This window comes from Streptomyces lasalocidi (genome assembly GCF_005280215.1).
Taxonomy (GTDB): domain Bacteria; phylum Actinomycetota; class Actinomycetes; order Streptomycetales; family Streptomycetaceae; genus Streptomyces; species Streptomyces longwoodensis.
On the sequence record NZ_SZNQ01000003.1, the window covers coordinates 469,737 to 483,969 of the forward strand.

Here is a 14,233-nt window from a genome sequence, read left to right on the forward strand (position 1 = left end):
GGCGGCTCAGACGAGCGACTTCTTGGAGGTGGCCTTGACGGCCTTCTTCGCCGGGCCTGTCTTCTTGGCCCCCGCTCCCGACTTCTTCGTGGCGGCCTTCTTGGCCGCCGCCTTCTTCGCCACGGCGGAGGCGCCGGTGAGGCTTCCCTTGGGGGCCTTCCTGACGGAGACCTCGCCGCTCTTCGGCAGCTTCTTGTCACCGCTGACGAGGTCCTTGAAGCCCTGTCCGGCCCGGAAGCGGGGGGTGGAGGTCTTCTTGACCCGCACCCGCTCGCCGGTCTGGGGATTGCGGGCGTAGCGGGCCGGTCGGTCGACCTTCTCGAACGAGCCGAATCCGGTGACGGAGACGCGGTCTCCGGCGACGACAGCGCGAACGATGGCGTCGAGCACGTGGTCGACAGCGTCGGCGGCCTGCTGGCGACCGCCCATCTTGTCCGCGATCGCGTCGACGAGCTGGGCCTTGTTCATGGCAGAACTCCTGTGGTGAGCGTGCACTTCGATGCCGGACGCGCGGCCGCTGATGTCCAGAAGTCGCGGTGCCGACGAAGGGAAGCGGGGCGCGTCATCCAGGACGGTCGAGCGCCTCCGGCGACAACTAAAGTACACAGTGAACAGGCAACGCGCAACGTTAATCGTCATGTTGACGAAAGTAGTTCGGTCGTGTCACTCTGACGTAGCGACAGCGGGTTTGAGCGCACGGCGAGTTGACGCCGCGCTCCCCGCCCCGCCCTCCTCAGACCACGCATGCAGCACATGACCTCGGGAGAACACCCGTGAATGCCAAGCTCGTTGACCCCACGGTCCCCACCCTGACCCTGGCGGCCCACCCGCTCAATGCCCACGCCATCGACCGCGCAGCCGGCGTTCTCCTCGGCGCCGCGTGCGGCGACGCTCTCGGCGTCCCCTACGAGTTCGCCCGCCGACTGGGCCTCGACGAGCAGCCCGCTATGATCGGCGGCGGCCTGGGCCCCTACAAGCCCGGCGAGTACTCCGACGACACCCAGATGCACGTATGTATCGCCGCCGTCGCGTCCACCGGCGCCGACCTCACCAGCCCGACCGCACTCGACCAGATCGCCCGCAACTTCCACCGCTGGCGCGACGGAGGCGCCAGCGACATCGGGAACCAGACCAGCAGCGTGCTCCGCGCCGCGAAGAACCACAAGACGGGCACGCCCGCCCAGGCCATGACGGCGGAAGCCGACGCCTACACCGCCCGCACCCGCTTCAGTGCGGGCAACGGCTCGCTGATGCGGACCGGCATCGTCGCCCTCGCCTACCTGGACGACGTTGACGGAATGGTTCAGGCCGCCACCCTGATCAGCTCCCTCACCCACAGCGACCCGGAGTGCGTCGAAGCGTGCATCCTGTGGTGCGCGGGCATCCGAACCGCCGTGCTGGAAGGCACATTCGACGGAGTCCGTGACGGTATCGCGCTGCTCCCCGAGGACCGGCAGGAGATCTGGCACAAGAGGCTGGACGAGGCCGAGGCCAACCCGCCTCACCACTGGGCCCGCAACGGGTACGTCGTCACCGCCCTCCAGGCCGCATGGTCCGCCATCACCAACACGCCCGTTCCCGACCTGGCCCCGGAGCGTGGATCGTTCCCCGCCCAGCACCTCCAGCTCGCCACCGAAGCGGCGGTCCGGGCGGGGGACGACACGGACACCGTGGCTGCGATCGCGGGCGCCCTTCTGGGCGCGCGCTGGGGCGTCTCGGCCATCCCGCTCGCCTGGCAGCAAGCGGTGAACGGCTGGCCCACGATGTCCGGCCCCGATCTCGTCCGCCTGGCCGTCCTGACCGCCCGCAAGGGTATGGACGACGGCGACGGCTGGCCCTCGGCCCCGCGCGTCAAGATCCCCGGCTCCGCCGGAAAGGGCTACGTCGCACAGCACCCGGCCGACGCCGGGGTCCTGCTCGGCAATCTCCCCATGACCGAGTTCGCTGGCACACCGCCGGTCGATGCGGTCGTCTCCCTGTGCCGCGTCGGACAGGGGCCGATCTTTTCCCAGACCGACGTCGAACACGTTCGCGTCTGGCTGGTGGACAGGGAAGGCGAGAACGCCAACCTCCACTACGCCCTCGACCAGGCGGCCCGCCAGGTGCTCCGGCTCCGCAAGGAAGGCAAGCGGGTCTTCCTTCACTGCGTCGCGGGCCGCTCGCGCACCCCGGCCGTGGCTGCGGCGTACAGCACCCTCCTGGGAACGGACCCCCACACTGCGCTGACGGAGGTCTGGGCGGCCCTGGACAAGCACTGGACGCTCCTGGCCCACCCGCAGCTCCACGACGCCGTCTACGAGCTGGCCGGGCAGCCGCCCCACCGGCCGCAGCCCCGCCCTCGCCGCTTCCTCCGCAAGCGCAGCTGACCCGGACGACGCGCCACACTGCTGAAGTGAGAAGCGCGGCCTCCACCCGGGGGCCGCGCTTTCGTCATCGTCGGGGACGAAGAACTCGACGCTTCCGTCGTCACGGGGGACATCACACCCGGGACCACCCGATAGATCGCACGCTGAGGTGCGAGACCCCAGAGGGATGCCGAGAGCCCGCCGGTCGTATGACCGGCGGGCTCTCTCGTTTCCAACGACCGTCACCGTTCCGTGGGCTGGCTCCGACGGGTCGGTCAGCGGCCGGCAGCCGGTCGGCCGGACAAGGCCACCGGGGCTCCTTAGCTCCTGCGACCGAAGCGGCCGGACCCCCTGCGGCTGAGGATGAACCCGTAGACGGTCTCGCGATACCAGTGATCCTGGAAGACCCGAGGCTTCTTGCCGTCATCGGCCGTTCGGTCGGCGAACGGAACCTGTCCGCGGGCGTGGTAGGCGCGGATGGTCTCGCGCGCGAGGGCCTCGCCGCGGGTAGTCATGCCCAGCACCTCGGCGAAGTCGTAGATGTCCAGCAGGTCCCGCGGGTCCCCTTCGGGCAAATCGTGGACCAGGGCCGGCCCGGTTCCCTTGAAGGCCGCCCAGACATGCGGACGGTGCTTCTCCACCCATGCGTCGACCTCGTGCTGGTCATACGTACGCGGCTGTGTACTCCGCGGCGCAGGGAAAGCCTGACGAACGACCCTGTCGCCCTCGCGCTTTTCCTTGATCTTGGTCCACTGGAGACCGGTGTACTCGGAGACGCCGTACCGCGGACCAATCATCTCCGCAGTGAGCTCCGCCTGTTCGCCCTGCGCCGCTGCGGCCGGCTGCGTTGCCGGCGCCCGGTCGGCGAGCTCCTTCTGGGCGCCGGCGTCCTCGCCGATTGCCGACGAGCCGGCCCACGCGTGGCCGGACAACTGAGCGCGTCGTTGGGCCGCAGCCCAGGTCCGCCGGCGATTCTCGTGCACCCACTTGTCGACCTCTGCCGCGCTGTAGCCGTCCTCGCCGGCCTCAGGGAACCCCTCAGCGCGGATCCACCCCCGGGCCGTCTGCCCGCTGACGCTATACGCGGTCGCGATGCCCTGGGGGTCCAGGTGCTCCGTGCGCGCGATGGTCGAGCGGCCCGGAAGGTCGCTGCCGGCTGCAGGGACCTGCTCGTTGACTGCCGATTCCACTGCGGTCGTCTGCCGGCGCATGCGCCGCTTACGGTTCACGAACTTGTAGGCCGTCTCGCGGAACCACTTCCGTTCCGTGACCTCAGGCCGCTTTCCGTCACCTGGCGTGCGGTCCGGGCCGGGCAGGACCTTCCTGGAGATGTACCCGCGCAGGGTGGCTTCCGGCACCGGCTCCGTCCGCCCGAGGGCCTTGCCCTCCCACGCGCAGATGTCAGACAGCGTCACCAAGTCCTTCGGCCTGCCGGCAGGCAGGCCGAAGGGGTTGTCCGAGTCCTGCCCCTTCGCCCAGTGGACCGGGAGGTTCTCCTTCAGCCACTTGTCCACCAACGCGGCGTCGCGGACCAAGGTCCGCCCGGGACCAGACGGCCAACCCTCCGGGAAACCCGGGAGCGTGGTCCAGTAGGCCACGTTGCCCTCATTGGCCTCGTACTTCTCCGCGATGTCCTGTGAGGTCACGAGTTCATCAGCGTCGGCGGGAATCACCGTTACTCCTTGTCGGACCGGCAGTGAACCCGCAGGCCGTGGTTGAGGTCCCGCGGGTGGGGGCCTTGTCGGTCAAGCTCGAGGTGGAGCCGGCACCGCAGGCTCCACGACTGCGCCGGCCCCGATCGCGCAGGGGCAGGCGCCAAAATACAACACGGTAGAACGATACGCAACGCGCGCTCGAGGTGGTGCCGTCGCACGCCGGCGGGGGTGTCTTCGGGGCTGGGCGCATGTGCGCCCAGCCCCGAAGACACCCCCGCGAGTATTCAGTTCGCCAGCGTGAACTTCTGGCCCGCCCGCGCGTTCTTCGCGCGCAGCTGCGCTGGTGGTGCGCGCTGCTCTCGTGGTGGCCGCCGAACTGGGCGTCGTCACCGTGCCTGGCGATCAAGCCGGTGGGCCGTGGCGAGGTGCGCTTGCCCTCGGGCTCCAAGAGGCCCTTGAGCTCGGCGAAACCGGGCGACGTCGACGACGCGGACGTCGCACTGTCTCCTCGGGGTTGCGGGCGCCAGGCCGAGCGGCTGCCGGCGTGGTGAGGTGTCGCCTCACGCAGGGCGCCCCCGGCTGATTCAGCCGGGGGCGCCCTGCGTGAGGGGAGCGCGGTCAGTTGCCGCGTGCGAGGCAGTCGTCGGCGTGCGCGGGAGAGGTGCGGAGGCGGGGGGATCCCCCGAGGCCGTCGCGGGTCTGGAGGAGGTGGTCGCCCAGGTCTTCCAGGGAGTTGATCTCTTCAATGGGTACCGGCTTGCCGCACCGGTCGCACGGGCCGATCAGGTCGAAGGTGAGGCGGCGGTCGTCGTCGTAGGTTGCGAGGAAGTTCAGTGTTCTGTCCGCGAAGGGGATGGACAGCGCCACCGCGGGGAAGTGCTGGCCGTCCGCGACGAGCGGGTGGGTGTCGTCGTCCTTGGTGCGGATGCTGACCGGGCGGCCAAGGGGGTTGAGCGAGAGGCGGTGGCGCAGTACCGCCTCCACCCACTGCAGCTCGGCGTCGTGGCCGTGGAGGGCCGGGTCCGGACCGATTCGGCTGGCCTGTCCGGTCCGTGCGCGCTTCATCGCGGCCCGGATGGCCGCGGCCTCGATGAAGTTGGATGGCGTCCTCGTAGTGCTCGGCATCGGATCTCCGAGAAGAAGGATCGGGTCCGTATCGGCACGCTGGCGCGCCTTGCGGACACCGGGGCTGGAATCGAAGGCCGCGGATAGCGGCTCCGGACGGCGGAATCTCCCGCTCGACACCAATCACAATACTCATTGAAACCAAAATAAGCAACGCAATGATGGAAGGGGCGGCTGGCCAGCCGCTGCTCCCAGGGAAGACGTACGAGTGGGACAGCGGCAGGGCCGGCCTGTGTGCTGCGGTCGTGGCCGGCCTATGCCGGCGCGATGGTGAGCTGGCCGACCTGGTCAAGCAGGAGCTGGGCTCGGGCGAAGGCGGCCGCCTTGTGACCATACGAGGGGACGACCAGGTGCATGGTCTCGTGCGCCAGGGCGCGATCGGCTTCCTCGCGCGTGGTCACCAGTTTGAGGTTGATGGCCATCAACGGCACCTTCAGCCGCGCGGTCTTCGGACCCAGGTACACCTGGGCGGCATAGTGCGAGAGGTAGGGCATGCCGCTGATCGAGGCGTAAGCCACGAGATCGGTGACTAGGTGAAAGTTGCGCTCGGACACCGCCGCGAACAGCTTGGCGCGCTGGCGCAGCCAGCTCACGTCGACGGGAAGGTCGCGCTCGTGCTCAGGCAGCGGGCTCCGCAGCTCAGCGTGCCGCTGTTCGGTCACTGGATGTGCTCGATCTGTCATGTGCTTCCTCCTCTCGAGTGGGGTCCTGCTCTTCCGCCAGGGCGGCCGGTCGGCTGGCTCCATCCCAGGGCCGGCCAGTGGTCGTCTCGCGGCGGTCGGGCTGCGGGGACATCATGCCAGCACGCCCCGCGGCCGCCCTTTGGCACTGGCGACGGCGCTCCTCACGCATAGCGTCCGTGCCAGGAGTCCGCGTCCAGCCGCGCCAGTGCGGCATCCTCCTCTGGGGTGAGGCGGTTGGTGAAGTCGTCCCAGCGGTTCAGCTGCTCGAGTTCGGGGCCGTCGGCCGGCTCGATGCGTGCCTTCTGCCCCGTGGTCAGCTCCATCTCCACGCCGTCGTCCACGAGGTAGGCGCTGGCCACCGAAAGAGATCGCCGTCGAGCCAGGTTGAGGTTGAACAGGTAGCCGCCATCTTCGGCGTCCTGGCCACCGACCAGAGGCCTGATCCATATGACATGGTCGCCGTCGTCCTCGAAGCGGTGGTGGCGGGCGAGAGCGGCGCGGAAGACCTCCGTCCCGTCACGGCTCGACACGACCAGTCGCGCGCCGGCATCCACCGGGTCCCCGGTCGCACTGTGGTTGCCTGCGACGAGGTCCGCGAAGCGCTGGGGCCACTGCTGCTGTGTTGCTGTCATCGAATCGCTCCTGGTCAGCCCTAGTAGTCGTATTCCGTGCACAGGACATCCTCGACGGGTTTCCCACCGAGCTGGGTGATGCCCCGCGCGGTGAGGGAAGCAAGGATGCTGCTGCGCTCCGCGGCGGTGTGGCACACGATCCTGCTGGGGGCCTCCGCCCCAAGCAGGTCGATTCCATTTCGGAACATGATCTCGTTGCTGCTGCCAGAGAAGTTGGCGATCTTCATCGGGTCCCGGGTGATCGCCCCCGCGTTGTAGTTGTAGTGCGCGGGATTGATGGCGCCGTAATGGTCGCCGTTGTAGGCGTAGTAGTCGCTGCGCTGCATGAGTACGCTCGGGTCATCCCAGATCAGCCGGCCTCCACCCGGGGAGCTGGGTGTCTTCTTGACCCGCAGGAACACGCTGTTGGCGCCGCCGGTCATCTTGTCGTCCTGCTCGCTCATGCCCAGGTTCCCGCCGATGCCCATTACGGCCCGCTTCTCTGTGGAGGCCAGGACCCCAGTGCCGAGGAGGCTGGCGAGATCGCCGCCGTTGAGGTTGTGGGTCAGTGACCGGCCCTTGAAAGCGCTCTGGATCTCCGCCTTCTTGCTGGTCACGTCGAAGCGCGACCAGGTCAGCCACTTCCCTCCGGTGGACGGCGTCGGCTCGTAGCCAGGGCTGGCCGCAAGTTCGGCGCCGCTGGAGAACCCGGAGGCCTTCGCGACGGCGTCTCGGACGACCTCGACCTTCATCGGCAGCACCTTGTGGGATGCCTCCAGGTGAATTCGCTTCATGGCCGTCTGCAGCGCGTCGCTGTCGAGCCCCATGAGGGACTCCATGCGCTGGTGCACGATCTCTTGAACCTGGAGATCCTGGAGTCCCTGGGCCGTCTCCATGGCGGCCTTCATGTCGGCGGAGCCCTCCAGTCCCTGGGCCTTGATGTTGTTCGCCAGGTACGTCCACTCGCCCTCGGCCGCGGTCATCGGCTTGTTCATCAGGTGCAGCTGTTCCAGCCGATCCACGAGGTCCTTGCCGTGGCCGGCGCCCGCAGGGGCGTGGACTTCAAGCTGTCCCCGTAGCGAGAACTCTGTGTTCGCCGGGTTGTTGTCCTTGTAGGGACGGTAGACGGCCTTCCAGCCGTCGCCCATGTCGATCTCATACTCCGTGCCTTGGGCGGAAGAGCGGCTGACACCGTCCCAGGACGTCTGCCCGGCTGCCGGGTCGAGGTTCGCCTGGATCCTGCTGGCCTTGCGGACCGTCGCGGCGAGCGTGCCGGGCTCCGGATCCCCGTTGGGCACCGGTATCTGCTTGGTGACCATCTTGGTCGCGGTGACCTCGTAGGCGTCCATCCACGGCATGACCGACCCACCGTTGTCGATCTTGTCCTTCACGACGTCCAGCTGGTCCATGTAGTGCTGGGCCATGGCTTTCTCTTCGTCGCTGATCGACGGGTCGTTGAGGACGGCGGTGACCGCGTCGACGGCCGCCTGGTGCTTCGCGATCGAAGCGTCCGACATCGGCAGGCTGCCCTTGAGCTTGTGCTGCACGGAGGTGATTGCGGTCTTGGTCAGCTCGGCCAGCTTCTTCTCCTTGTCGAGGTCGAGGCGCTCTTTGACCTCTTCCTCGACCTGAATCTCCTCCATGTGGGTGCCGGGGATGCTCAGCGCGTCGAGGAGCTTCTCCTCGGCCTCCTCGGAGATGTGCGTCAGCAGCACCTCCCGCGGGCCGTCCGGCGAGTCGTAGGCGACCAGGGTTGCTTCGGAGTTGATGAAGTCGTCCCCGCCCACCAGAATCGGCGTCCCGGTGGGCTCGCCCACCGGAGGCGCCGTCGGTACCGGTGTCAGCGGGGGATCTGTCTCCTCCTCGTCCTCCTCGATCTCCTCGTCCTCGGCCTGGAGCAGCACGTCCTCCTCCGCCGACGGCCCTTCACCGCTGCTCTGCAGCTCCCCCTCGTCGGACGCCTCCTGGGCCTCGTCCTCAGACGGCTCGGCGGCCGCAACAGGCTCGGGCTCGGATTCGGTGCCCAGGAGCCCATCGAGCTCCGCCAGCGGGTCCTCGTCGACAGGTGGTTCCGCAGGGGAAGCCGGCCCGACAACAGGCTCAGGCAACTCGGGCACCTCGAACGCCGCGTCCCCCGAAGCTCCCGCGGCCACGCCCGTCAGATCGGCCCCCGCACCTGCCGCCGGCGCGCCGGTGATGTCCAACGGGGCGGCAGGGGCCTCGGCGAGCGCGGTGGGGCTGACCGCGTAGCTCTGGTGGCTCGACTTCGATCCGGTCCCCATCAGCTACCACCGCCGTGCTTGAGGGAGGCGCCGGAGGGCAGGCCCAGCTGCTGGACGAAGAAGTCGGAGAAGTTCTCGCGCAAGTTGTTCTTCCTCTCTACGGCGTGGTCCAGGAACGCCGTGGCGATCTGGTCATGTGTGACCTGGGATTGCGGGATCTTCAGGGCTTTGGCCGCTCGGCTGCGCATCTGCGGGACCCAGGCCACACCGGATTTGGCGCCCTCGTAGGCGGTGGAGTGCAGGACGGAGCGCAGCTGTGCGTCCGGCATGGACTCGAACTGCTTGATCACAGGGTGTGCGGCGGCTGGGTTGATCTTGACGCCATGGGCGAGACTGCCCGAGAGCGCCGCCTGGTAGAGCTTCTGGTGGATAGGAGTGACCCCGTTGGGGTCGTAATTGACCGAGAGCTTGTCCGCACCGAAGAACTTGTACGCCTGGCCGTGATCGATCTGCACCAGCCCTCCAGACGGCGTCTGAAGCCAGTTGTCCTGGTAGCCGTCGTGATCGCTGATGAGCCACGAGCCCACGTGCGACCGCACGATGGCGTCCACCTGGGTCTGCGTCCACTGGCTGGGGCTTGAAGTGAACGGCTTCGCGCCCTGAAGCAACGGCTGAACCGAGCCGGCTGTGCCGTCCTTGGTCTTGTGGTGGTACACCGGCACCGACGGGACGCCGCTCGCAGCCAGGATCTGGGATGCGGCCGCCTCGGTGTGGCCCAGTGCGCCGCCATGGTTGTGATCGGCCTTGAACATCCATGGCGATCCATCCGGGGCGGCATGGATGGTCTTGGTGTGTATCCCTCCGAGGTGGGACGCAGTCGTGCCGGCGCCGAAGGTCCAGCTGGCGACCTCCTTGGCGTCAATGCGGGCCGGCAGGTCCTGGTTGGTCGCCTTGGCGTGCTGGACAGCAGCTATCATGGCCTGGACGTTGGCGTTGAACGAGCCCGGCTTCGGTGACTTCACCGGCTTTGCCGCGGCCGTGCCCTTCGGTGGCAGTTTGCTCGCCAGAGCCTGGACCGCCTCGTCCGACGCCAACCCGCCGTCGGCCTTCGCCGACGGCGACGCAGCCGCCTTGGCGGACTTGGCTGCCTCCTTCTTCGCGATGGCCGCGTTGACCTTGTCCTTGATGGCCTGCTGGTCGTACTTCTTGTTGAAGCTCGCGGCTATGTAGTTCTGGACCTGAGCCCGCGTGGCCTTGGCGTTGTTGTCCATGCCCAGCTCGCCCGCGACAGCGCGCAGGTCGGAAAGCTTCTGCTTCGTGGCCCACGCCTTGAAGTCGTTGGTCAGATCGCCGGGTTTGAGGTACTTCTCCGGCTCGAGAGCAGGGTGCTCGGCGTACGGAGAGTCGCTGGCACCCCATTGCTGGGTATAGGCGTACCAGGCGTTCACATCCGTCTGCATGTTCCGGACGTCGCCGGCGTTCTTCGCCCACGCGGCGATCACCTGCGACGCGCCAGGGTCGCCCGCCGGCGGCAGGTTCAACGGCTGGCCGCCACCGGGAGCCATCGCGACGTGGGCACCATAGGCTGCATCGAGGTTGGCCAGCTGCTCCTGCCGCTTGGCCGCGAGGGCCTTCAGCGACTGCACTTCCTTCAGCGACTGCACTTCACTCTCGGGTGGGCTCGGCCGCATCAGTGTCACGAGCGCGCGAGGACCGAGGTGCATCGCCTCGGTCTCGCCCAGCTGCCCCGAAGCGAGCGCCTGCTGCACCAGAGGCTGAAGGTCCTTCGGCCGCAGGTACGCGTTGTGGAGAGCCTCATTGACCGCCGACTTGGCCTGGGCCTTGGCCGCTGCGAGATCCTCGCCGAGCTCGGGACAGTCGGCCGACGCCAGCTTCTGCTCAGCCGCGAGCATCACGTACAGAGCTTCGGCCCTCTGTGTGTGGAACTGAGGCCCGTATGCCTTCTTTGCCTTGTTCCAGGCATCGATCGAGTCGGTAACCGCTTGGGCCGCGGAGGCGACCTCGCCCGGCGTAGCTTTCCAAGCGCCGCCACCGACAGGCGGCTCGGTGCCCTCGATCTCGTGCAGGTCGGCGAGCGTCATGCCACCGACCGTCTTGCCGGCGAGCAGCTCCTCGTACCGGCTGAGCGCAGCGGCCTGGATCTTGGCCTTGGACGAGAGGTCGCCCGGATACGCCGGGTCGAGCCAGTGGACCAGGGGGTGCTGGCCCTTGCCGGACAGGCCCACCAGCGCCGGGTGTTCGAAGCCTTTGGCCTCGGCAATCTCGCGGAGGTCGTCCTCGTCGAGCGAGTTCAGGTAGGCGAGGGTCTGCGCCTTCAGCGCCTTGGTGTGGGCCTCGATTTCCTCGTCGGAAGCACCCGCCTCCTTCAGCTTCTCGATGGCCTCCTGAGCCTGCTCGACCTGGCCAACGAAGGCGTTGTACCGCTCGACGGGGTCCGTCGGGACTTCGTCTTCGGGGTCGAGGGCGAACGGCGGGTCGGTGATCTCCTCCATAAGGTTCATCGCCATCAGGAGGTCGGCCTTGGCCTGGACTTCCTCGTCGGACATGGGCTGCGCCGGCGCTTCGGCCACCACGTCGTCCGCCTCTGACGCGGTGGTGGGCCCTACGGCGTAGGAGGCGTGCGAGGACTTGCTGCCGGTGCCCATCAGCCGTCACCCCTCTGCGGGAGCGCAGGGATGACCTCGGCGAGCAGTTCGTCCAGAACGCGGTCGGCTGCGTGCGTGAGGTCGAGCGCACCCTCCGGAACGTCGGTGGGCTCGAGCGAGCATGCACCCCCGGACTGCGCGATCCAGCGCTCGATGTCGTCACTGGTGGTGGTCTCGCCCAGACGCTCGCGCCAGGGGTCGGCCCGCTCGTAGACGAGGGGGACCCAGCGCACGACCCGCTCGGCCGGCTGCCGGCCCTCGTCGAGGCCGAGCACTGCGACGGGGTCGACAGGGAGGCCCAGTGCGGGGTGCCAGACGAGCAGGATCCACAGTCGCCAGGCCGGAGCGGCCGGCGACGGCTCCGCCGTCCCGGCATCGATGGGGTTGGGTTCAGTCGTCACGGAGGCTCCTCCTAAAGGTGCTTTCACCTGCTACAGGTGTGGGAGGAGCCGCCGGTGTGACAGTGCGGGCGAAGAAGTTTCAGCGGCGGGGCAGGAGCGAGGCCATGTACTGGACGGTCGCGGCGAAGGCGTCCTCGGCCCGGGCGTGGACGTCTTCGCGCCCGTTGGCGGTCATGACCGCGCCGTGCAGGGCGTATTGGTGGGGGTTCTGGGAGATCAGGGTCAGCCTGGGGCCGAAGATCTGGGCTATCTCGGCGATGCGGTTGGCCCGGGACAGGCCAGTGAGGATGACCGGCATGTCGGCGGGGAGGTTCTCGGCCAGGAAGTGCAGTCCGGGCCGCTCCCAGCTGTCCCAGTCGGCGTTGTCACGGACCGTCTGCACGTTGATGGCGATGCCGGCCGGCTGGGTGTCCTCGATCCAGGTGAGGTAGCGCTGGAGGTCCTCGAGCCGGAACCAGTACACGTTCGGCACGACGTTCACGCCGGCCTCGGCGAACTCCTGCGCGAGCAGCAGCGATCGGCGCATGTTGAGCAGGTGTTCGGTGCGCGGCCAGTCCCCGTAGATGCTGTAGTTGCAGGAGAGGACCAGGTCCCACTCCTGCTCCGCGATCCGCTCGACGAGCCTGTCGCGGCCGCGCCGGGTCCAGAAGGCCTCGACGAGCGGGTCCTCGCCGTAGCCGACCAGCACGGCCTTCTGGTGGTCCCCGAGGGCTAGGGCCTGGCGGGCGGTCTGCTCGGTGAACCGCTTGTAGAGCGTGTGGGTGTCGGGCGAGAACACGCGCCGCAGACCTACCCCGTAGGCAGGCCAGTTCAGGCTGGCGTCGAGCTTGGTGACCGCGGAGCCGTCGGTCATGGGGATGAAGGCAGGCAGGCCGTCGGGCAGCGTGCTGTCGACGGTGATGTCGTCGAAGGTCAGGGTGCCGCCGACGTCCGCCATCCACCCGGCTATGCCGGTCCGGCTCCCGCACCGGATCGGGCACTTGCGGGTCACGCACGCGTTCGCCGGAGCGTCCGCCTCGGCCGCCGAGCACCCGCAGAACCGGCAGTCGGAGTTCTGGCCGGTGCACAGGGGCTCGACGGTCGCCGGGCCGCCCCGGCCGTCGGGCCCGGCGTAGAAGGCGCAGCTGCTGCAGTCGCAGCCGCGGCCCGGAAGGGGCACACCGACGGTCGGGATGGGCAGGGAGACACTGGTCATGCTGCTTCGCTTCCTTCGGTGGTTGCATTGTGGTCCGTCGCGCCGTCGGCGGTGGCGCCTTCGAGGTGGTCGTGGAGCTCGCGCAGGGCAAGGCGCAGGGAGCCACGGTCGTACCGCGCGATCTCCTTGCCGGCCCGGACCTCGGCCAGCAGCCCGCGGATGCCGTCCAGGGCGGCACGGATCGTGTTCGACTCCACCGCCGGACGACTCGGGGCGACGTCGGCCGGCACTGCTTCTGCGGCGGCCTCCGCTGGCGCCGCCGGCTGCACCGGACAGCCCGGCTCGGCGATCTCTGCGACCTCATCCGCGGCGGCAGCCGCCGAAACACCAGCGTCATCGCCTTCGTCGGTTTCCTCCTGGTCCTCAGCGTGGGTGAGGACGCGGGAGAGCTTCGCCCGGCGACCGGCGTTCGCCGCCTCCTGCCGCTCCTCGGCCTCGGTGATGATCTCGTCTGGTTCCAGCTCGGGCTCCTCCAGGCCGACGTTCACGGCGGTCGGGAGCAGGTGGAGCCGCTTGGAGGATTTCAGAGCGGCCCAGATGCCCTCGGCAGCCTGTGCCCGGCCGTTGCGGAGCTCGGCGAATCTGATCCTCGTGTTCAGGCGGATCGCGGCTTCGTCCATCTCCTCGGTGAGGTCACGCGGCAGCGCGCGGAAGGCCCGTACGAGCTCGCCGGCCTTGCGCTCGTTGAGCTGCAGTCCCAAGCGGTCCAGCACCTCGCTCCAGGGTGCGGCGCAGGAACTGTCAGTGCCGCGGATCTTCTCCAGGGCAAGGAAGCGTTCGGCCGGATCGGGAATCGCGTAGACCTCTTGCGGCACGGGCTTGCCGGCCTTGAGGAGCTTGCCGACGAGGATGGCGCACCGCTGGTACAGCAACGCGGCGGCCTGCTCCCCGGGCCGGAGGGGCTCGCGGGCGAAGTTCTCGACGAAGCGCCACATGTGACGCTCCTCCTCGGACAACGGGCCCGGGCAGACCACGGCCGGCAGCGCCTGGAAGTGCGGGTTCTCCGGCCGGTTGACGGCGCCCCAACGCATCGCCCGCAGGCGGCGCTCCCCGGTGACCAGGCGGATTGTCGGCGCCTTGCCGTCGACGACGATCTCCTCGGCTAGGACCGGCTCGAGGAGACCGATGACGGACATGGAGGAGATCAGGTCGGCGAGTTCCGACGGCGGCAGGGTGTCCGAGGGGTTGCGGGCGTGGAGCTCAGTGAAGGGGGCGCCCTGGCCGCGTAGCGGCAGCATCTCGAATCGCCGCTGCCGCAGCTTGACGCTGCGGTGCAGGATCTCGGTGAGCCGGATCATGCTCCCGCCGTCCGGCGGAGCCTCGAAGGAGG

General features: G+C 68.6%; 10 protein-coding genes and 1 pseudogene. 1 reads left to right on the top strand and 10 read right to left on the bottom strand.

The features are described 5' to 3' along the window. Window positions 1-15: 15 nt before the first annotated feature. Window positions 16-468: pseudogene (locus E4U91_RS37730) on the bottom strand (HU family DNA-binding protein); the annotation flags it as partial. A 305-nt stretch (window positions 469-773) separates the two neighbouring features. On the opposite strand from E4U91_RS37730, the gene E4U91_RS37735 reads away from it, so the two are divergent. Then, window positions 774-2,366, top strand: a complete 1,593-nt coding sequence (locus E4U91_RS37735) for an ADP-ribosylglycohydrolase family protein (RefSeq protein ID WP_241678982.1) — start codon at window positions 774-776, stop codon at window positions 2,364-2,366. A gap of 299 nt (window positions 2,367-2,665) precedes the next feature. Here the strand turns inward: E4U91_RS37735 and E4U91_RS37740 are convergent, their stop codons facing one another. The 9 genes from E4U91_RS37740 to E4U91_RS37780 form a co-directional block, all read right to left on the bottom strand. Next, the gene (locus E4U91_RS37740; protein WP_137311489.1) at window positions 2,666-4,018 is read right to left on the bottom strand and encodes a hypothetical protein; all 1,353 of its coding nucleotides are present in this window, start codon (window positions 4,016-4,018) and stop codon (window positions 2,666-2,668) included. Window positions 4,019-4,618: 600 nt separating this feature from the next. Next, window positions 4,619-5,125, bottom strand: coding sequence for a hypothetical protein (locus E4U91_RS37745; protein ID WP_137311490.1), 507 nt, complete (start codon window positions 5,123-5,125; stop codon window positions 4,619-4,621). A gap of 254 nt (window positions 5,126-5,379) precedes the next feature. Further along, a complete protein-coding gene (locus E4U91_RS37750) occupies window positions 5,380-5,808 on the bottom strand; it encodes a hypothetical protein (RefSeq protein ID WP_137311491.1) in 429 nt (142 codons plus the stop codon). Window positions 5,809-5,969: 161 nt separating this feature from the next. After that, window positions 5,970-6,440, bottom strand: coding sequence for a hypothetical protein (locus tag E4U91_RS37755; protein WP_137311492.1), 471 nt, complete (start codon window positions 6,438-6,440; stop codon window positions 5,970-5,972). A 20-nt stretch (window positions 6,441-6,460) separates the two neighbouring features. After that, complete coding sequence (locus E4U91_RS37760; protein WP_137311493.1) at window positions 6,461-8,701, bottom strand: hypothetical protein; 2,241 nt, start codon at window positions 8,699-8,701, stop codon at window positions 6,461-6,463. Continuing rightward, the gene (locus tag E4U91_RS37765) at window positions 8,701-11,307 is read right to left on the bottom strand and encodes a hypothetical protein (protein ID WP_137311494.1); all 2,607 of its coding nucleotides are present in this window, start codon (window positions 11,305-11,307) and stop codon (window positions 8,701-8,703) included. The genes E4U91_RS37760 and E4U91_RS37765 overlap by 1 nt, the downstream gene beginning before the upstream one ends. Then, window positions 11,307-11,708 carry a hypothetical protein gene (locus E4U91_RS37770; protein ID WP_241678983.1) on the bottom strand — a complete coding sequence of 134 codons (402 nt, stop codon included), beginning with the start codon at window positions 11,706-11,708 and terminating at the stop codon, window positions 11,307-11,309. Before E4U91_RS37770 ends, E4U91_RS37765 begins: the two co-directional genes overlap by 1 nt. A gap of 79 nt (window positions 11,709-11,787) precedes the next feature. Continuing rightward, window positions 11,788-12,903 carry a DUF4417 domain-containing protein gene (locus E4U91_RS37775; RefSeq protein WP_137311496.1) on the bottom strand — a complete coding sequence of 372 codons (1,116 nt, stop codon included), beginning with the start codon at window positions 12,901-12,903 and terminating at the stop codon, window positions 11,788-11,790. Further along, window positions 12,900-14,201 carry a ParB/RepB/Spo0J family partition protein gene (locus E4U91_RS37780; protein WP_241678984.1) on the bottom strand — a complete coding sequence of 434 codons (1,302 nt, stop codon included), beginning with the start codon at window positions 14,199-14,201 and terminating at the stop codon, window positions 12,900-12,902. The genes E4U91_RS37775 and E4U91_RS37780 overlap by 4 nt, the downstream gene beginning before the upstream one ends. Window positions 14,202-14,233 lie beyond the last annotated feature (32 nt).

What these genes read in the sequence shown, in the direction of transcription:
- E4U91_RS37745 (WP_137311490.1), bottom strand. Translation starts at nt 5,125, where the DNA reads ATGCCGAGCACTACGAGGACGCCATCCAACTTCATCGAGGCCGCGGCC.
- E4U91_RS37750 (WP_137311491.1), bottom strand. Translation starts at nt 5,808, where the DNA reads ATGACAGATCGAGCACATCCAGTGACCGAACAGCGGCACGCTGAGCTG.
- E4U91_RS37755 (WP_137311492.1), bottom strand. Translation starts at nt 6,440, where the DNA reads ATGACAGCAACACAGCAGCAGTGGCCCCAGCGCTTCGCGGACCTCGTC.
- E4U91_RS37760 (WP_137311493.1), bottom strand. Translation starts at nt 8,701, where the DNA reads ATGGGGACCGGATCGAAGTCGAGCCACCAGAGCTACGCGGTCAGCCCC.
- E4U91_RS37765 (WP_137311494.1), bottom strand. Translation starts at nt 11,307, where the DNA reads ATGGGCACCGGCAGCAAGTCCTCGCACGCCTCCTACGCCGTAGGGCCC.
- E4U91_RS37775 (WP_137311496.1), bottom strand. Translation starts at nt 12,903, where the DNA reads ATGACCAGTGTCTCCCTGCCCATCCCGACCGTCGGTGTGCCCCTTCCG.
- E4U91_RS37780 (WP_241678984.1), bottom strand. Translation starts at nt 14,201, where the DNA reads ATGATCCGGCTCACCGAGATCCTGCACCGCAGCGTCAAGCTGCGGCAG.